Here is an 18,514-nt window from a genome sequence, read left to right on the forward strand (position 1 = left end):
AAATTATGAAAAAATATAAATTTTACTAAAAATTTCTTGCAATGATAATAACAGATGGATTTATTACTGGATTCTATGATGAGTGACGTTGATTGATAAAATAAATATTAAAATTATTATGAAGTCACATGAAGGGTACCTACTGCCCTATTTATGGAGGGGTTCTATGAATGATATTAGGAGGCCAAGTCACCATGAAGGGTACCTACTGCCTTATCATAAGGTGCAGCGGAACTGAAACCAGAATCGGAAGCCTCGGCAGGATAAGGTTTCCTCCAGGCTACTACGTGTATGTTGGATCAGGTTTTGGTTCACTGGAGGCCAGAATAAAAAGACATCTGAGGACTGAAAAGAGGATGAGATGGCACATAGACCACCTCCTGAGTGATGCAGAGGTTGTGGGGGTTCTCTACTCCACAGATAAGAGGAGACTTGAATGTGCAGTTTCAGAAAAACTTGAGGGAGACCACTCTGTGAAGGGTTTCGGATGCTCCGACTGCAGATGCAGATCACACCTCCATCACTTCGAAACAAGGGAGGAAGCTGAAAAGGCCGTTGAAAGGGCCTTCAGGGACCTGCATGCTGACCTGAAAAGATGGGATGAAATCTAGGACCTCAAAAGCTTCACTCCAGCCCCCAGCATGAGGACTCCGAATATGATCTTAAGGGCTGCATGCCACCCGGGTTCAGACCCAAGGGTACTTGCAGGGTACAGTGCCCAGACTCCCATTAGGATTATCACAGCACCCACCAGAAGGTGGAAGAGTCCAAGCTGCACATATCTCTCCATATCAATCATCTCCTTTGAAGTTTCTAAAGAACTCCTCAAACTCCTCAGGGTCCATGGGTTCAGGTACCGAGAATTCAGTGTTAAGGTAAACCTCATCTGCCAGTTTCCTGTAAACCTCTGCCTGTTCAGATTCAGGGAACCTCTCAATCACGGTCTTTGCCTCAATTTCACTCTCCTGGACAAGGGGGCTTCTTGGAACCACACCAACAACACGTGAACCTATCCTTGAGGCGAATTCAGAGACAATATCAACCTCATTTCTGATGCCACGGCAGTTACATATGACACCTCCAAGTTTACCCCTCAGTTTCTTTATACCCCTTGCAATGTTGTTTGCAGCGTAAAGGGACATGTACTCCCCTGAGGTTACTATATAGACCTCATCTGCAAATTCCTCACGGAGTGGCACCGCGAATCCCCCGCAGACCACGTCACCGAGTACATCGTATATGACCACATCAATCTCCTCCTCGAATACTCCAAGTTTTTCAAGGAGGTTCATTGCAACGATCACACCCCTCCCGGCACATCCAACACCGGGTTCAGGGCCCCCTGACTCCACACACCTGACACCGCCAAAACCCTCATGGATAACCTCAGAGGCGTCAGGTTTACGGTTCTCCTTGAGTATATCAAGTACCGCAGGGAGCCTTTCACCGTAGAGTGTCCTGGTTGTATCAGCCTTTGGATCACAGCCTATAACGAGTACCCTGTGCTCGGAGGAATAGGCAGCGGCCATATTCGATACAATCGTGGACTTACCTATACCACCCTTACCATAGATCGCTATCCTCTTCATTAAGACACCGATTCAGATTTCATCACTTAACAAATGCGCCTATTATATCGCCCCTTGTTATGATACCCACCAGTTCACCATCTTCAACCACAGGAAGCCTCTTTACATCATGACGGTCCATGAGTTCAGCTGCATCAGAGATGGATGCATCAGGGTGCACCGTTACAACCCTATCACTCATTATCTCCTCCACCAGCATCATGGCAGCCTTCCTGATACCCTTTGCTATCTCATCGTATTCATGTTTCATCCTAACTGGAAGTTCAAGCAGGTCCAGGGGGGATGGCATGAGGAGGTTCAGACTGGGTGAATGGACCTCAATCAGCCTCATTATATCACCCTCACTGATAACACCCACGAGCTTACCCTCATCATCAACAACAGGGGCCCCGCTGATCCTGTTCTCCCTCAGTACCCGTGCGGCATCATGTATCTTACTGTTCCTCTTAACTGTTATGACATCTGTCTGCATGGCATCCTTTACCCTTATCATTAACTCACCCCTCTTTAATATGTGGAGCATCACTTTTAAAAATAACAGTTACTGACGCATACCTGGACATAACAGGATACATAGAGCCATAAGCCCGTTCCCAGGTTAGATGAGTACATCAGAGACATTTAATGTACTGGACCGCACACCAGAATTACCGGCCGCAGTTACGCGCATCAAAGAAATGATTCTGAACCCTGATAACCTCAATCCCTTCTAACCCTGCGGTATACGAGGTCCCCGGGGCGGACCCTATCCTCCACGAGTAGACCAGCCCTGCCAGATTCAACCCTTTCCACAGGATCTCCATCAACCTGAAGGGATTCAACACGCTGTATGAGGGCCCCCGTTGTTCTGCCCTGTATTATGATCTCATCCCCAACCTCAAGTGGCCTCCACAGCCTCACCTCAGCGGCCCCCACCTTCCTGTAGTAATTAACAACCTCCCCCACATCCTGCTTCACATAACTGGATATGTTACCCCCACTACCGGTATCTGGCTCAGAGAAGTACAGACCTGTGCCAAAGCCCCGGTTAAAGGCACCCTCAAGTCTCTCAAGCCACCGGGAATCAAAACTCCATTCGCCTGAAAGGTAAGTGTCAATGGCCTCCCGGTATACTGAGGTAACGGTTGCAACGTAATCCGCTGCCCTCCCACGGCCCTCTATCTTGAGGGCGTCGACACCGGCATCCAGGAGTTCAGGTATATGTTCAACCATACACAGATCCCGGGGACTCAGGATGTAACTCCTTATATCACCGCCAGGGGTCACCTCAAGGTCAAATTCTCCGTCCTCAGATACCAGCTTCCACCTCTTTCTGCATGGCTGAAGGCAGTCCCCGCAGTTGGCGCTTCTACCATAAAGGTATGAGCTGAGGTAGCATCTACCAGATATTGCTGTGCAGAGGGCCCCATGGACAAAAACCTCGATTTCAATGGGTGATTTTGCCGCAATGTCTGAGATCTCACAAAGGGAGAGCTCCCTTGATAGTATGGCCCTGCTGGCGCCCATCTCCCCCAGTATCCTCAGCGTCCTTGTATTTGTAACATTCGCCTGTACACTGACATGGACGTCCAGGCCGCATTCAGATGCAAGCTCCACAGCCGCAAGGTCAGATGCTATCACCGCATCAACACCCGCAGAGTAAAGCTCAGGGAATAATTTCTCGAGTCTCTCAACATCAGAGTCCCTGAGGGCCGTGTTTGTGCATACATAGAGCCCTGCATTGTAGCTGTGGGCTATCTCCGCTGCCTCAGCGACTTCACCGATGCTGAAATTACCTGCCCTTGCCCTCATGTTACAGCCCTCAAGGCCCACATAAACCGCGTCAGCACCCGACTTAAGGGCTGCCATCAGGGATGGGAAGTCACCTGCTGGTGATAGAAGCTCAGGCATTTAGATCACGTTGAAGGATTTATTGAAAAAAGAAACAGTGAAATCAGACATCATGTTCACGTTAAATTTTTATGCTGAACTAGAGGCAGGACCTCAGTGCCTCATATTCCTCTATATCCGAGGGGAGAGGTGTCGGGTAGTCCCCATCCAGGCACCCTGTACACAGGAAGCCCTTCTTGATACCTATGGATTCAACGAGTGACTCGATACTCAGGTAACCCAGGGACTCAACCCCTATTATCTTCCTTATTTCCTCAACATCCCTGCTTGATGCTATAAGCTCCTTCCTGGTTGCCATGGCTATACCATAGTAGCAGGGGGACTTTATGGGGGGGCATCCTATACGGAGGTGTATCTCCTCTGCCCCGGCATCCCTGATTATGTCGATGAGTGCCCTGGAGGTCGTGCCCCTCACTATGCTGTCATCGATGAGCACTATCCTCTTACCCTCAAGCTCCGACCTTATGGGGTTCATCTTGAGTTTAACCGCTGTTTCGCGTTCCTCCTGTGTGGGCATTATGAATGTGCGGCCAACGTACCTGTTCTTTATGAGCCCCTCACCGTAGGGTATCCCTGATGCGCGGGAGTAGCCTATGGCCGCCGGGATTGAGGAGTCAGGTACCGGTACAACCACGTCGGCATCGGCGGGGTGTTCACGGTAGAGGGCCTCCCCTATACTGAGCCTGACCCTGTAGACGTTCCGGCCGTCTATGACGCTGTCGGGTCTTGCAAAGTAGACGTACTCAAACATGCAGTGGGCCCTCCTGGTGTTGGGTGCGTTGGCAACCCAGTAGGACTTTCCCCTGTTGAGGTGCAGTATCTCCCCTGGCTGAACATCCCTCACATGCTCGGCCCCTATAACATCAAAGGCAACGGTTTCAGAGGCAACCATCTGGGTGTTTCCCTTCCTTGCAAATGCCAGGGGCTTTATACCAACAGGGTCCCTTATGACGTAGAGGTCCCCATTGAAGAGGACCACGAGGGAGTAGGACCCCACAAGCTGCTCTGAAACCCTCTTTATTGCACCTATCATGTTGGGTTTTTTTTCGTATTCCCTGCTCAGAAGGTGGCATATCACCTCTGAATCGGTGGTTGATATGAATGAGTGGCCCTCATCCTCCAGTTCATCCCGAAGTTCCATTGAATTTATTATGTCGCCGTTGTGTGCTATGGCGATTTTACCTCCCTGAAATTCACTCCAGAATGGCTGGGAATTCTCAATCCTGGATTCACCGGTGGTTGAGTAACGGACATGACCTATGCCAACATTCCCCTCTAGTTCATCCAGTTTCTCAGGGTCGAAGACGTCACAGACAAGCCCCATCCCCCTGTGGGTCAGCATGTCACATCCGTTAAATGTTGAAATCCCTGCGGATTCCTGTCCCCTGTGCTGGAGTGCATAGAGTGCATAGTAGATCTGGGAGGCCACGCTGATGTTTTTATCCTGTGAGTAAATCCCTACAATACCACATTTGTCTCTCACTTCAGATTCTCCCAACAAGAAGGTTTTAAGTTCCCGGGTCTAGGATGATTCATCATCGGTTTCAGTGAACACCAGGGCCGATTTAACTATTCTGAGCCACTCAACAGCATCCTCCCTTGATGGTGCCGCGATGAAGCCCTGGCCAAGGATTATGCCTTCAGGTTTGATGTGATCAGTTACAAAATAAATCTTCTCAGGGTCATCTGGTTCCTCTCCAAAGGTTTCGCTCCAGAGTTCCCCTATTGAGAAGGTCTCAAGAAGTTCCTTATCTTTAATTTCAGAAAAACGAGTTTTGAGCCGGGAATAATCCTCCTCGAGGACCTTTAATTTCTCCTCGAGGACCTTTATCTCCTCTTTGAGGGATTCTGCTTCCCTCTCACCATCCTCAACTTCACCGAGGAGTTTGATATTTTCATCCCTGAGGGCGCTGTTTTCGGCTACCAGTTCATTAAGCCTCTCCTGACACTCTTCAAGGCTCTCCTTCATGTTCCTCAGATTTTTAACACTGGAGAGTGTCTGGAGTCCGGCCCTTATGATGGCGTTTTCTATTTCCTCCCTTATGAGGTCAGGGTCGAGGTACTCGACGTCATGGCCGTAGGGGAGTTTCATTCTCTCAATGTGCCCTACATGACCCTTAAGGGCTTCACGGAATTTATCAGCCAGTTCCCGCCCTGTCTGGTCAACGTCAGTGGCTATGAGGACAATATCCGCGCCCTCAACAGCCCTCATGGCTATTTCAAGGCTTGTTGTTGGCACTATGGATGATATGGTTATATGGTATTTGGCGCCGAGGGATACCCTCTGCAGTGCCCTTGAAACACTCTCAACGTCAGAGGCTCCCTCAACAATTATCCGCACATCAACAGGGCCCTTGTTATCCATTTATTTCAACCTTTGGCCTGTAATTTTTTTATTCTGCCAGCTGTAGCGCCTTATACGGCGTGATTTCCCGAAGCCGCATGCTGCACATACCTTCTTACGCACGTGGTATGAGTTCTTACCGCAGCGCCTGCACCTTATATGGAGATTCTTGTTACGCTTACCAAATGATGGAGTACCTTTCATGTTCTAATCCTCCTGAAAATCAGTTAAAACTTGTTAATTTAAATATATGCTTTCTTTAATCATATATAAATCAAAGCTGTTCCCGGATCACGGGGATATGTAGACTATGTTATCTCCACGTATAAGGACGGTTCCGAGCCTTCTTGTGACCTCTCCGTCCTCCAGTTCCTCTGCATCATTCAGCACGAGGTTCATATGGAGATCAAAGCTTTTTAAAACTCCCCTGAATTCCCTGTCACCCTTAAGTTTAATGATCACAGGGGAATTCAGTGAATTGCCCAAAGCATCAAGTGGTCTCTGTACGTTAACTCTCTGTGAACTCACATCTATCACCTATCCTAGATTAAAATATGGTCAGATTATATTTAAATCTAACTAACAAGCCAGAATCTTCCAGTCAGATACTCCATTTTTCTATTTTACTAGTATATAAGTTTTCTCACAACGATAATGGCATAAATCTTACTCTTTAAATAAAGGTGATTGCAGATTAGAGGGTAAACTGGTTTAATGGATTAAACCATATAGATATGTAAGGTTCTCATGAAATTTCCAGGGTGTGAATGTGAAGATAAAAAAGAGGTACCATATAAAGAAAAAGAAGATGAAGGAGATTCTCGACCAGATAGGGGAATTCTCCCTGCTCATACCCAGAAAGGCCACCGTTGAGATAATAGAAACAGATGAAAACGACATAATACTCATCAATGGAGAGCCGCTCCTCATGTTCATGGATGAAAGGGTCGTTCCCACCCTGAGGGGGGCCATCCATATGAGGGATATAGAAAAGGGTTATGTGGTGGTTGATATGGGGGCCGTGAGGTTCCTTGCAAACGGGGCCGATGTGATGAGTCCAGGCATAGTTGATGCTGACCCTGAAATTGAGAGAGATGACATCGTCATCGTGGTGGATGAAAAACACCGAAAACCCCTTGCAGTGGGAATAAGCCTCATAAGTGGACCTGAAATGATAGAAAATGACTCTGGAAAGGCCATCAAAACCATCCACCACATTGGAGATGCGATATGGGACCTCGAGGTGTGAAGGGTGGTTGAACTCAACCTTGATGCCGGTAACGTAATCTCAGGGGATGTCCACAGGGTGGGTATACTCGCACTGGGATCACACCTTGAGAACCACGGCCCGGCCCTCCCAATCGACACCGATGCCAAGATAGCATCCTACGTGGCCCTGGAGGCATCCCTCAGAACAGGGGCAAAGTTCCTGGGGATAATCTACGGTGCAACCGAGTTTCCATATGTTAAACACGGCATCCATATTGACAGGGACGAACTCCTGCAAGGAGACCTCAAACCTGTCCTTAGAAAGGCCAGGAAACGCCTGAACATCGACGCGGCTGTTATTGTAAATGGTCATGGCGGAAACCAGCTTGAGGACTGCGTTGAGGATCTCATGGATGAACTTGACATGGAGATAATCTGGAATAACAGGATCGTTGAGATTGAGGGTCCCCACGCAGGAAGCGGTGAGGTGTCCGCTGGAATCATACTGGGCATAGCGGACCTCACGAGACTCGGGGAATGCAGACCAGAACTTTATCCTGAAATAGGAATGATAGGCCTCAGGGAGGCCAGAGAGGCCAATAAGGGGATTGATAGGGCCGCAAGAATCTGTGAAAAGGAGGGTATAAACCCTGACCCTGTTCTTGGCCAGAGAATACTTGATGATGCCATCGAGAGTGTCGTATCCGATGTTAGGGAGCTCCTGGAGATGCTACCCTAGAGGTCCCCATATAACTCTTAATGATGATAAATTTAACAAAAACCGCCCTGAAGGTACTTGAGGAGAGGTACCTCCTGAAGAACGAAAGGGGTGAGGTTGTAGAGACCCCTGAGGAGATGTTCAGGAGGGTTGCCCTGGCAGTTGCATCTGCAGATGAGATGTATGGTTTCGACAGCCATAGGGCAGTGGAACTCTTCTATTCGGTTATGCGGAATCTTGAGTTCCTCCCGAATTCACCCACCCTCATGAACGCAGGTACGCCAATAAACCAGCTCTCAGCATGTTTCGTCCTCCCTGTTGATGATTCAATTGAGAGCATATTTGAATCCCTCAGGAACATGGCAATAATCCACAAATCAGGTGGGGGCGTTGGATTCTCATTTTCCAGACTCAGACCCAGGGGGGACACCGTTGCATCGACGATGGGCGTGGCCTCAGGTCCCGTGTCATTCATGAGGGTATTCGACGTCGCAGTCGAGGTTATAAAGCAGGGTGGACGGAGACGTGGGGCCAATATGGGGGTGCTCCATGTCAGCCACCCGGACATATTCAGATTCATAGAGGCCAAGACATCAGAGGGGCCCCTCAGAAACTTCAACCTCTCTGTTTCGGTCCCTGACAGGTTCATGGAGGACGGGATGGTTGACCTCATAAACCCGAGGACCGGTGAAACCGTTGACTCAGTAGCATCCAGGGAAATATTCAGGAGGATTTTAAAGGCCGCCTGGAGGTCAGGGGACCCCGGGATGATATTCGAGGACAGGATAAACCAGTACAACCCAACACCATCCCTTGGAAGAATAGAGGCAACCAACCCGTGCATATCCAGTGACACCCTGATAATGACCTCTGAGGGTCCTCTCCCTGTAAAGGAACTGGAGGGCAGAGCATTCATGGCGGTTGTCAATGGCTCAGAGTATCCCTCCAGTTCTGGTTTCTTTAAAACAGGTTACAGAGAGGTTTTTGAAATTAAAACCAGGGAGGGTTACAGTTTAAAGTTGACCAAAGATCACCCCTTACTGGTAATGGAGGATAAACCAGTATGGAAGGCCGCCTGCGACCTTGAAAGGGGTGATGTGCTTGTTATGGATTCGGAAAGCAGCTTTAACTCAGGGGAGACGTTCTCCACATTCCTTTATCTTAAAAGTAAGGGTTATGAGGATGTCTATGATGCCTGTGTTGCAGGTGCAAATGCCTTCACTGCCAACGGTTTCATTGTCCACAACTGCGGTGAGCAGCCCCTACTCCCCTATGAGTCATGTAACCTCGGCTCAATCAACCTCTCATTAATGGTCTCAGCTTCAGGTGTGAACTGGGAAAGACTCAGAAGAACCGTCCATACGGCGGTGCACTTCCTTGACAACGTCATAGACGTCAACAGCTACCCTCTCCCTGAGGTCAGGGAGATGACGCTGAAGACAAGGAAGATCGGCCTTGGTGTAATGGGATTCGCTGATATGCTCATAAAGCTGGGTGTCCCCTACAATTCAGGGGAGGCCCTTAGGGTGGCTGAGCGGGTCATGTCCTTCATAGAGGGTGAAGCCAGGAGGGCCTCACTTAATCTTGCAGATGAAAGAGGGTCTTTTCAGGAATTTTCAGGAAGCATGTGGGATGAAATGGGCTTTGAGGGGATGAGAAACGCCACACTGACAACCATTGCACCCACAGGTTCCCTCAGCATAATAGCAGGTACAAGCAGCGGGATTGAACCCCTCTTTGCGGTCTCATTCACAAGAAACATTCTGGGCAGAAAATTCACCGAAATCAATCCCCTGTTTGAAAGAATCGCCAGGGGGCAGCTGAAAAGGGATGCATTTGAAATGATAATATCGAAGGGAAATCTGCAGGGAGTCTCGGGGGTTCCAGATAGAATCAGGAGGCTCTTTGTAACCGCCCATGAGATCGACCCTGTCTTTCATGTTAAGATGCAGGCCGCCTTCCAGCGCCATGTGGACAACGCCGTCTCAAAAACCGTTAATCTGCCGCCTGATGCGTCCATAAAGGACGCTGAGAGGGTATTCAGGGCAGCATATGAACTTGGATGCAAGGGAATAACCATCTACAGGTATGGAAGCAAAATGAATGAGGTTCTGAGGTTTCCTGAATATGCAGGTTCATGCAGGGATATGAGCTGCCCCAATTGATATTATATGGGAGGAGTTCAAGGTGATAAAATGGACACCATATGACCCTGAATCCTCCCTATTTTGATCTAATGGACAGTATATATAGTCTTTCTCATTCAGCTAGACCACCCTGTAGACAACAAAGTCGCTATTCTCATAAACCTTCTCAAGATAAGGGTATTTCAGGCTTGATACATCAACCTTTGATGGATTATAGAAGAGAAAACTGCTGGAAGCATCAAAAGTGAAATTTCCGTTCGCCCTAAGTCTTTTATCAAATACCAGAAAAACGATTCCATTTTTAGTCAGCTCATTCCTCTGAGGGATTTCAGGTTTCTCATATAATAAAGGATTCACGGGTCTGTTTGTATAAGCCATTATAAACCCTGCTGCGAAATAATTTGACATTGAAATGGTGCCCTCTTTATCCTGCTGGCTGAACCATTCTGCAAGTTCAACTTCTGAAGGTGTGGGAGGCGCGATCTTAATTCTTCCATGAGATGTCATAGCACCATAATCAACAACTTCTGTACTTGATAGGTTGCTGAACCCTTGGAAAACAGCAAATAAAAGTACAGCTGCCATTAAAATGCATGCAATATTTTTATTTTTAATTTCAATGATTTCTGCAGTGTATCTTAACCCATGAGCCGCCAGAATGCTCATAGGAATCATTATGTAGATGAGTACCCTATAGGTTATGACATTAACCCCAAAGTAGTATGCCTTTGAGAGAAGGAACATCGAAATAACCCATAAAAGTATAAAACGATCTCTTAAACCGAATCTTTTAATGGAGGGTGTGAGACCAACAAGGGATAGCACTATAACAAGGTAACCCAAGAGATCAGGATATTTCATTATACTGAGGTTTCTTGAAGTCTGTAGTGATGTGCTTACACCACCAGGTCCACCAGTACTTTTAAGGTAAAATGCCGGTGCCCACCATACCGCTGCAATTAAGCCCGCAGTCATAATCAGGATCCCATAACCTTTCAAAGCCTTTTTTATGATACCGACATCTCTTTTAAAGTAGAGTTCAGTTATTATAATTCCGGCTGTGATGAAGGTAATCGCAAAGCCAAGGCAAAAGGTTGCAGCTGGGTGTATAAGTGCAACGATGCCCATTAAAACTCCTGATATGAATGAAGATAGTAATTTATCCTCTTTAAAGAATTCATAGTAAAAGTAAATACTTAAAGGAAGGAATATAAGCGCCATATTCTCTGGCAATGGTGAAACAAGCCTCATTGCAATTGCTCCTGAGAAAAGTATTAAACCTGCAGCTAAACCCACGATTTTATCCTCATAGAACCTTGAGGCAACCAGAGTAACTGATAAAGCAACAAGGCATGCCAAAAATGGCTGTATTATCCTTGCCACGTCAAACATGTTCATTCTAAAGAGATATGCCAGTGCAAGAAGTGTCATGTGAAAAACTGGTGGGTAGTTAATAATAGCTCCCTCAGGTGCATTGTAAACAGGATCAAAAAATGTTGAACCCTTTAACATGTAAACCTTTGCCAGGTGAATATGGTAGAATATATCCCACCCAACTGGCCATGGGTGCCTGAAAGTTACCATAAGAGCCATTAGGAATACTATGAATGACGGTACAAGGTATAGTACTCTCTGATTTGAATTTTCCATTTAATAATCCTCCTTCATAAGGAAGTTGTGATCATGTTATATTTTAAATAAGGTCTATTACCGACGGCATTTAAGTTTTCTTCTTCAATGTGGAATTTGTTGTGCAAGCAGTTAATCGCAGATCAAGAGAAGTATGGTATTAAATGTATATCAATATGAAAAGTTAATCCACATCATAAGTTAAATAACTAGAAAGTTAATATTTACTCAAGTCTAAATGTCTTCAACTGTAGCTGCAGACTCTTAAATTTCTGCAATTTAGTGATAAGCAACTGCTAGAATACTGGAATGGGAGAGATAAAAAATGAAAATCGGTAAATTAACCGTGATCGATGTCGCAATCATTTTATTCCTCGCTTCACTTGTTTTATACGGATTTCTTAAAACCTCAGATATTGATTCAAACATACAGACATTCACATTCGATTCTTCAGAAATGACCAAAGTCCAGATAAAGTACAACGATCTCTACAGTAAGGGAAAAATCATTAACAGTAAAATCAATGGTTATAACTCCTTAACACAGAAAAGAGGGGTAATAAATGGTGAGGTTCTATGGGTAGGAACCATCAATGGGAGGGTAGAAGTTCTCATGAATGTCAGTGGAAAAAAAATACTTGCAGGGGAATACCAGGACAAATTCGCAGATTATTACATAGACTCAATAACACTGGAAGCCACGGGAACCCGGAACGCCACTGATATTATCATAGAACCCATAAAAATCCGGAGAATGTCTGATCTGCTCCTTGATATTCCCTCAAAGTATGAAATGACAACAAACATACCCATAAGCAATGTGGATGTATCAAGATTTCAGGAGCTTTCAAGAGAACTGTACAGCAGAGAAAAACATGTGTCAATAACCCTGGACATCCAAAATGGTAGAATAGAGATCCTCCAGGCAACTCCCGAGGCCATAAAAATATCTGATGAAGTTCTAGGAGATCTAGATGGCCAGACAGATTTCATAACAATAAGAGTATACAATGCAGACAGTAATGTCCTAGAAAAAATAAAAAGCCGCTACAAGATCATCAAGGTAATTAATCTTAGCACATTATAAACTTTTAGTACAGTATAAACTTCGCAGGTATCTTTTATGAGTCATCTTTACAATGCAGCAAGGAATCTATGCAGAAAGGTGGAATTTAACGTCAGGAAAGCATTGATATTCAGATTAATGCTGGGAGTCTTTCTAACTGTTGAAGAAATATGGTTAAAGAGCTTTTTCAGGAGAATATTCCCTTCAAGTAATTTTATGAATTTCCTCAAAAAGAGCAGAATACTCAGAAACCACATATTTTCACCTCCAGCTTTCATCGTGTTTTTCTCAGTATTCATGGGCCTCGCTGCCATTCCTGTCACAGGGCTCCTGCATGTTAACATAATAACTGGTTTTGTATGTTTCTTTGTTTTTTCAATGGTAATACCCGACAGAATTTTGAGGGGAAACAGATACCTGAAAGTTGACATGGAAGATATAAGATCAATTGGCCTTACCCTCTTTCTTATTGGCTTCGCCTTTTTCGCCATAACCATCACATCCGTGAATGGCATTCCTCTCATGAAACCCGCCCTTAGATATCTCCTCAACCCCAGATTAACTATTCCCTCTTTTTTAATGATCCCTGGAACAGCACTGCTATCATCTTACATAATAGATGAAATGCAGAAGAAGCGTATAGAGAGACCAGCTGCTAGGTTTAGAGTCATGATTCTGAACATAATCTGCATTTTTCTCCTGGCTTTACTTGGGTACAGAACACCCCTTGTTGCAGTTATTCTCATAACTGTCATAATGGGCTATTACACAGAGTTATTTGAAGTATGGGAAGTCCTGGGTTTCTTGATGGTGACTTTACTTGTAATCATGGGTATAGGTTATTTCAGATCAGTCGAGGAGTATTCCTTAAGTAACTTGAGCGCTTTAACGTTTTTACAGATGAGGGCTGCCTTCACAATGGGTGTGCTCGACAGATTATCCACCCTTTCAGGGATGACTGGCGTTATGCATGGTAAATTAACCTTGAGTATGGTTCCCGGCCTTGGCAGTGGACCAAGAACACTAATCGGGAAACTGATCTGCTGGAGGACAGGAGTTACAATCACACCCACAATATTTGGACAGATGATCGTGGAATTCGGCACAGCTGGTGTGGCAGCTGGAATGAGTTTGCTTGGCTTAATTTTAGGGTTGGGCTACAGAATAATGCAAAAAACAAGGGATTCCTTTTATGTCATGATCTACTCCCTTATTATGGCCTACTGTCTCATCTCAGTTGAAACCGGAATCCTTGATCAGCTTGTGGTGATTTATATCCTATCTGCAGCTATCGTATACCTTTACAATATATATCTAAATCTATAATGTTCTAAATACGTTTACCCTTTTCGATGGCCCTCGCAATACCTGAACATTCCTTCAAAATAATTCTCTCTTTAAATGCAGAGGCAACCCTTCCAATGGACTCAACTGTTCTCACCATTTTGTCAAGCCAGCTGAAAATATCTCCAGGATACGCCTGAATCTGATATCTTGAGAGAAGCCCCTTACTTATATCCCTGGGGTCCCTGCCACTCATTCTCTCCCAAAGTATATATTCCGACAATTTTCGCTGAATACACCCACAGAAGGGTCTGTCCATGCATTCACAGGAAAGAAAATCCATCTGTATTCCAAGAACAGCCTCCTGTAGATTTTTATCAAGTTTTATGAGATTATCCCCATTGGATATTATATCAAGGGTTGAATCCGCTGTCAATCGGATTGAAACATTGGCGCCAACTGCCCTCGTTAATCCCCTATGCATTCTTCCTGAGAGATACGCGCCCTCAAATGGTTCAAGTTCAACCGCAATATCAAGAGGCTTTTTAGTGGATTTGAGGTTCCTCCTTATGTACTCCGCATCCTCCACATTTAGGAATGATCTTGAGACGGCCATCCCATAATCAGTTGCCCTGAGTTCTCCTTTCCTGCTTATAAGGCCAGATGACTCAAGGAAATCAAGCGCCATGTCTCCACCCATGGTCCATGGCACATCAGGGGTGATGTCATGCTCTGATTCAATGGCCCCCGAGGTTATATCCGCCAGAAGATTTTCAAGAATGTTTTCATCTGTATGTTGAACCTCAACAGGTTCAGGACCGCTTTCAAGGAGCTCAAGGGCCACAGATTCCTCTGAATCACCATCAAATTCCATGCCAATTTCTGCAAGAACATAGACAGCACCCCGGTCATGGTAGGATGGCCTGCCAGCACGTCCAAGCATCTGTGAAAACTCATTTGGGGTGAGCCAGCGGTTACCCATGAGGAGCGTTTCAAATATAACCTGTGATGCCGGAAAGTCCACTCCCGCTGCAAGTGCCGCTGTCGTCACAACTGCGGCGAGTTTCTGGGATGCAAAGGCCTTCTCTATTCGCTGCCTCTCAGAGTAGGATAAACCTGCATGATATGCGGCTGCACTCACCCTGTTCCTTGTGAGGTACTCTGCAATGAGCCTTGTTTTCCTGCGGGAGTTTGTGAATATTATCGTCTGTCCCTGGAACCCCTTCCTTGACTTCGAGGAGAACTCACGTTCTGCAAGCCTCAGTATGATGTTCTTCTTTTCCTCACCGCTCCTTGAGAATATGAGGTGTCTTTCAAGTGGCACTGGCCTTTTATCGTATTCAACCAGCTTCAGGCCAAAATCTGATGCTATTTCCGCGGAGTTTTTGACTGTTGCAGAGAGTGCTATGATCTGTGCGTTCGGGAATAACCTTTTTATCCTCCATATCATGCCGTTGAGCCTTGCTCCCCTATCCTCATCCTCAAGGGTATGTATCTCATCAACCACGACCACGCCCACATCACCGAGGATACCTGCCTTTCCTGACCTCAGGATGTAGTCGATTCCCTCGTAGGTACCAACTATTATATCGGCGTCAGCCACATCGGTATCAGGAATCCGCAGCTCGCCCTTTGCCTTTATCCTGCTCATACCAACCTTTATGGCTGTTTTAAGTCCAAGTGAAGAGTATCTCTTCTTAAAGTCCCTGTACTTCTGGTTTGCAAGGGCAACGAGTGGTGTGAGGTATATGAACCTTTCACCCCTCATTGCCCGGGGGATACCTGCAAGTTCCCCCACAAGGGTCTTTCCACTGGCTGTCGCAGATACAACCATAAGACTAGCGCCCTCAAGGAGACCAGCATCAACTGCCAGTACCTGCACTGGCCTCAGCACCCTGCTGCCCTCCCTTCTTAGAATCCGCTTAAATTTCTCAGGAAGCCCAAGCCTGTCAATGGGCACCTTTGGGGTTCTGTCTGCTGTTGCTGTTACCCTATCATAGAGTGTCAGTTCCTGGTTCGCCAGTGGGTCGAACCTGGGTGACATCATCTCAAGGACCCTCTCAAGGCTTACACCCCTCCTGATCAGCCTCCTGAAGTTTCTGAATGCCGATTTATCCATGCCTGCCAGTTTGAGCTCCCTTCTTATTACCTCATCAACGCACCTTGAGCATATGATCTGGCCCTCATGCTTCGTTGATGCCCTTGAGCTCACAAGGGTCACATAGCCCTCATGGAGGCAGTGCTGGCATACCCTTGCATACCTGTACCTGATACCGTGATTCTCAAGCAGTTCTTCAAGTTCCTCATCCCGCCCTGTTAGAAACACGGCCTGTTTCCTCAGGAGTTTTATGGCCTCTGAGGGTTTTCTGAGGGTTTCCCTTTCATTTTTCTCCACTGTGAACCTTGCTATTCTGGGGCCAGAGGAGGTTTTTTTGATTTTCAGCTTTCCCCAGTAACCTGGCTTTCTTCGGGTGTTTAAGGCACCCCGGGGACTTCCGGCGGGTATAAAATCAACTGATCTTTTCCTTCGATTCAGGACTATCATTATATCTCTCAAAAAATTAAGGGTCAGGAGCCTTCCTTCTTCTTGAGGAGTTCAACTGCCAGCTCCCTGAGTTTGAACTTCTGGACCTTCCCGCTTGCGGTGAGCGGGAACTCATCAACAAAGAAAACGTGTTTCGGGACCTTGTACCTTGCTATCCTCTGGATTGCATAGTCCCTGACATCCTCCTCGAGTATGTCTGCACCTTCCTCCCTGATCACAAAGGCACCGACTATTTCGCCGTACTTCTCATCGGGTATCCCCACAACCTGCACGTCCTTTATACCGGGCATTGTGTGGAGGAACTCCTCGATCTCCCTCGGGTAGATGTTCTCGCCGCCCCTGATGATCATGTCCTTTATCCTTCCAACGATTGAGTAGTATCCATCCTCATCCATCACCGCAAGGTCCCCACTGTGGAGCCAGCCGTCCTCATCTATGGCCTCAGCTGTCATCTCAGGCATCTTGTAGTAGCCCTTCATGACGTTATAGCCCCTGCAGCATATCTCGCCGGGTTCGCCGGGGCCCAGCTCCTCGCCGGTTTCAGGGTCCACTATCTTGACCTCAATGTGTGGTAGGGGTGTTCCAACGGTTTCGACACGCTTCTCGATGGGGTCATCCACACTTGTCTGTGTGAAGACCGGGGATGCCTCTGTGAGGCCGTAGGCTATGGTGACCTCCTTCATGTTCATGTCATTCATGACACGCTTCATTGCCTCTATGGGGCAGGGTGACCCCGCCATGATCCCTGTTCTGAGGGATGAAAGGTCGAACATGTCAAACATCGGGTGTGTGAACTCTGCTATGAACATGGTTGGCACGCCATAGAGTGCAGTGCACCTCTCCTTTTCCACCGCTGCAAGTACCAGGAGGGGGTCAAAGAGTTCTATCATGACAAGTGTCCCCCCATGTGTAAGGATGGCCAGCACCCCCAGAACTATTCCAAAGCAGTGGAACAGTGGCACCGGTAGACACAGACGGTCCTCCTCGGTGAATTTCTGTCTCTCACCGATGTAGTAGCCGTTGTTGAGTATGTTCCTGTGGGTGAGCATTACCCCCTTGGGAAAACCTGTGGTCCCCGAGGTGTACTGCATGTTTATGACATCGGTGTTCTTGAGGGTTGACATCACACTGCGGAGTTCACTGTCAGGGACGTGTTTACCCAGGAGCATCAGTTCATTGGTGTTGTACATCCCCCTGTGCTTCTGGGCCCCTAGGTATATGACGCTTCGAAGTTCAGGGAACCTTTCACTCCTCAGGTGGCCCCTCTCCTGGGTTTTGAGTTCAGGTACCAGTTCATAGAGTGTCTGCACGTAGTCAACGTCCCTGAAACCGTCTATGATGGCTATTGCCTTCATGTCAGACTGTTTCATGACATATTCAAGTTCATGGCTCTTGTAGGCGGTGTTCACCGTTACAAGAACCGCCCCTATCTTTGCTGTTGCAAAGAGGAATGTCAGCCAGTCTGGTACGTTGGTGGCCCAGATACCCACGTGGTCACCCTTCTTTATCCCGATGGATAACAGGCCCTTTGCAAGGAGGTTGACCCTCTCATTGAACTCCCTGTAGGTGAACCTTAGATCCCTGTCAGGGTATACTATGAACTCCTTATCAGCGTACCTTTCAACCTGTTTCTCAAAGAATTCCCCTATTGTTTCCTCAGTGAAAACCATAAATCCACCCTTTCTATGTTAATCCTCTTCCACAAGGTGTTCTTCAAGCTGTGACCTTATATCAGGGGGTATTGGCTTTTTCCTCTGTTCAATGAAATCGTAGTGGACCAGGACAGCCTTCCCCTTTGCCTTTAGTTCCCCGTCCTGCCATGCCTCGTGGCCTATGGTGAAGGATGAGTTCCCTATGTGTGTTATGTAGCTTCTTATCTCCACGTCACTCCCATAGTACATCTGTGCAAGGAAGTCGAATTCTGTCCTTACAAGGATGAGTTTCCACTTCTCATAGCTGAGGTCAAGGTCAGGTGTGAACATCCTGAAGATTGGGTTCCTTCCCTTCTCAAACCAGACCGCCAGGACAGTGTTGTTAACGTGTCTGAGACCATCTATATCCCCAAAACGTGGTGTCACCGTGATTTTGAACAT

The 18,514-nt window shown here is 46.7% G+C and carries 18 protein-coding genes; 6 read left to right on the forward strand and 12 right to left on the reverse strand.

What is annotated here, in order from left to right; genetic code table 11:
• The first annotated feature begins 170 nt into the window (after window positions 1-170).
• The gene (locus OXN82_RS04050; protein WP_321212047.1) at window positions 171-611 is read left to right on the forward strand and encodes a GIY-YIG nuclease family protein; all 441 of its coding nucleotides are present in this window, start codon (window positions 171-173) and stop codon (window positions 609-611) included.
• Here OXN82_RS04050 and OXN82_RS04055 read toward each other — a convergent pair.
• From OXN82_RS04055 to OXN82_RS04090, 8 genes are all read right to left on the reverse strand, one after another.
• Window positions 608-790, reverse strand: coding sequence for a hypothetical protein (locus tag OXN82_RS04055; RefSeq protein ID WP_321212048.1), 183 nt, complete (start codon window positions 788-790; stop codon window positions 608-610). The genes OXN82_RS04050 and OXN82_RS04055 overlap by 4 nt on opposite strands.
• A 1-nt stretch (window position 791) precedes the next feature.
• On the reverse strand, window positions 792-1,589 hold the full coding sequence (gene cfbC / locus OXN82_RS04060) for a Ni-sirohydrochlorin a,c-diamide reductive cyclase ATP-dependent reductase subunit (protein ID WP_321212049.1): 798 nt from the start codon (window positions 1,587-1,589) through the stop codon (window positions 792-794).
• A 22-nt stretch (window positions 1,590-1,611) separates the two neighbouring features.
• Window positions 1,612-2,082: a CBS domain-containing protein gene (locus OXN82_RS04065; RefSeq protein WP_147671836.1), complete on the reverse strand. Its 471-nt coding sequence runs from the start codon at window positions 2,080-2,082 to the stop codon at window positions 1,612-1,614.
• Window positions 2,083-2,288: 206 nt separating this feature from the next.
• Window positions 2,289-3,479: a peptidase U32 family protein gene (locus OXN82_RS04070; RefSeq protein ID WP_321212050.1), complete on the reverse strand. Its 1,191-nt coding sequence runs from the start codon at window positions 3,477-3,479 to the stop codon at window positions 2,289-2,291.
• A 79-nt stretch (window positions 3,480-3,558) separates the two neighbouring features.
• Window positions 3,559-4,962 (reverse strand): amidophosphoribosyltransferase, encoded by a 1,404-nt coding sequence (purF, locus tag OXN82_RS04075; RefSeq protein ID WP_321212051.1) that lies wholly within the window; start codon window positions 4,960-4,962, stop codon window positions 3,559-3,561.
• Window positions 4,963-5,001: 39 nt separating this feature from the next.
• A complete protein-coding gene (locus tag OXN82_RS04080) occupies window positions 5,002-5,844 on the reverse strand; it encodes a toprim domain-containing protein (protein ID WP_321212052.1) in 843 nt (280 codons plus the stop codon).
• Window positions 5,845-6,027: a 50S ribosomal protein L37e gene (locus OXN82_RS04085; protein ID WP_013295845.1), complete on the reverse strand. Its 183-nt coding sequence runs from the start codon at window positions 6,025-6,027 to the stop codon at window positions 5,845-5,847.
• An 87-nt stretch (window positions 6,028-6,114) separates the two neighbouring features.
• A complete protein-coding gene (locus OXN82_RS04090; RefSeq protein ID WP_013295846.1) occupies window positions 6,115-6,351 on the reverse strand; it encodes an LSm family protein in 237 nt (78 codons plus the stop codon).
• 235 nt (window positions 6,352-6,586) lie between these two features.
• On the opposite strand from OXN82_RS04090, the gene OXN82_RS04095 reads away from it, so the two are divergent.
• Genes OXN82_RS04095 through OXN82_RS04105 form a run of 3 tightly spaced genes read left to right on the forward strand, consistent with a single transcriptional unit; the run spans window position 6,587 to window position 9,915 of the window.
• On the forward strand, window positions 6,587-7,072 hold the full coding sequence (locus OXN82_RS04095; protein ID WP_321212053.1) for an RNA-binding protein: 486 nt from the start codon (window positions 6,587-6,589) through the stop codon (window positions 7,070-7,072).
• 3 nt (window positions 7,073-7,075) lie between these two features.
• Window positions 7,076-7,771: a 2-amino-5-formylamino-6-ribosylaminopyrimidin-4(3H)-one 5'-monophosphate deformylase gene (gene arfB / locus OXN82_RS04100; protein WP_321212054.1), complete on the forward strand. Its 696-nt coding sequence runs from the start codon at window positions 7,076-7,078 to the stop codon at window positions 7,769-7,771.
• Between the two features lie 20 nt (window positions 7,772-7,791).
• On the forward strand, window positions 7,792-9,915 hold the full coding sequence (locus OXN82_RS04105) for a ribonucleotide reductase N-terminal alpha domain-containing protein (protein ID WP_321212055.1): 2,124 nt from the start codon (window positions 7,792-7,794) through the stop codon (window positions 9,913-9,915).
• A gap of 102 nt (window positions 9,916-10,017) precedes the next feature.
• Here the strand turns inward: OXN82_RS04105 and OXN82_RS04110 are convergent, their stop codons facing one another.
• A complete protein-coding gene (locus OXN82_RS04110; protein WP_321212056.1) occupies window positions 10,018-11,547 on the reverse strand; it encodes a hypothetical protein in 1,530 nt (509 codons plus the stop codon).
• A 304-nt stretch (window positions 11,548-11,851) separates the two neighbouring features.
• Between OXN82_RS04110 and OXN82_RS04115 the strand changes: the two genes are divergently transcribed.
• Window positions 11,852-12,613 carry a hypothetical protein gene (locus OXN82_RS04115; protein ID WP_321212057.1) on the forward strand — a complete coding sequence of 254 codons (762 nt, stop codon included), beginning with the start codon at window positions 11,852-11,854 and terminating at the stop codon, window positions 12,611-12,613.
• A 78-nt stretch (window positions 12,614-12,691) separates the two neighbouring features.
• On the forward strand, window positions 12,692-13,918 hold the full coding sequence (locus tag OXN82_RS04120) for an oligosaccharide repeat unit polymerase family protein (RefSeq protein ID WP_321212058.1): 1,227 nt from the start codon (window positions 12,692-12,694) through the stop codon (window positions 13,916-13,918).
• A gap of 4 nt (window positions 13,919-13,922) precedes the next feature.
• Here the strand turns inward: OXN82_RS04120 and OXN82_RS04125 are convergent, their stop codons facing one another.
• The 3 genes from OXN82_RS04125 to OXN82_RS04135 are packed head-to-tail and all read right to left on the reverse strand — an operon-like array spanning window position 13,923 to window position 18,514.
• Window positions 13,923-16,421, reverse strand: coding sequence for a DUF5814 domain-containing protein (locus tag OXN82_RS04125; RefSeq protein ID WP_321212059.1), 2,499 nt, complete (start codon window positions 16,419-16,421; stop codon window positions 13,923-13,925).
• A 23-nt stretch (window positions 16,422-16,444) separates the two neighbouring features.
• Window positions 16,445-18,091, reverse strand: a complete 1,647-nt coding sequence (locus tag OXN82_RS04130; RefSeq protein ID WP_321212060.1) for an AMP-binding protein — start codon at window positions 18,089-18,091, stop codon at window positions 16,445-16,447.
• Between the two features lie 18 nt (window positions 18,092-18,109).
• Window positions 18,110-18,514 (reverse strand): acyl-CoA thioesterase, encoded by a 405-nt coding sequence (locus OXN82_RS04135; protein ID WP_147672033.1) that lies wholly within the window; start codon window positions 18,512-18,514, stop codon window positions 18,110-18,112.

It is taken from the genome of Methanothermobacter sp. DP, assembly GCF_026692625.1.
GTDB lineage: Archaea > Methanobacteriota > Methanobacteria > Methanobacteriales > Methanothermobacteraceae > Methanothermobacter > Methanothermobacter marburgensis.

Coding starts and splice junctions, on each gene's coding strand:
- OXN82_RS04055 (WP_321212048.1), bottom strand. CDS start 790: ATGGAGAGATATGTGCAGCTTGGACTCTTCCACCTTCTGGTGGGTGCT.
- OXN82_RS04110 (WP_321212056.1), bottom strand. CDS start 11,547: ATGGAAAATTCAAATCAGAGAGTACTATACCTTGTACCGTCATTCATA.
- OXN82_RS04135 (WP_147672033.1), bottom strand. CDS start 18,514: ATGTTCAAAATCACGGTGACACCACGTTTTGGGGATATAGATGGTCTC.
- cfbC (WP_321212049.1), bottom strand. CDS start 1,589: ATGAAGAGGATAGCGATCTATGGTAAGGGTGGTATAGGTAAGTCCACG.
- OXN82_RS04125 (WP_321212059.1), bottom strand. CDS start 16,421: ATGATAGTCCTGAATCGAAGGAAAAGATCAGTTGATTTTATACCCGCC.
- OXN82_RS04080 (WP_321212052.1), bottom strand. CDS start 5,844: ATGGATAACAAGGGCCCTGTTGATGTGCGGATAATTGTTGAGGGAGCC.
- OXN82_RS04115 (WP_321212057.1), top strand. CDS start 11,852: ATGAAAATCGGTAAATTAACCGTGATCGATGTCGCAATCATTTTATTC.
- OXN82_RS04085 (WP_013295845.1), bottom strand. CDS start 6,027: ATGAAAGGTACTCCATCATTTGGTAAGCGTAACAAGAATCTCCATATA.
- OXN82_RS04105 (WP_321212055.1), top strand. CDS start 7,792: ATGATGATAAATTTAACAAAAACCGCCCTGAAGGTACTTGAGGAGAGG.
- OXN82_RS04065 (WP_147671836.1), bottom strand. CDS start 2,082: ATGATAAGGGTAAAGGATGCCATGCAGACAGATGTCATAACAGTTAAG.
- OXN82_RS04050 (WP_321212047.1), top strand. CDS start 171: ATGATATTAGGAGGCCAAGTCACCATGAAGGGTACCTACTGCCTTATC.
- OXN82_RS04130 (WP_321212060.1), bottom strand. CDS start 18,091: ATGGTTTTCACTGAGGAAACAATAGGGGAATTCTTTGAGAAACAGGTT.
- OXN82_RS04070 (WP_321212050.1), bottom strand. CDS start 3,479: ATGCCTGAGCTTCTATCACCAGCAGGTGACTTCCCATCCCTGATGGCA.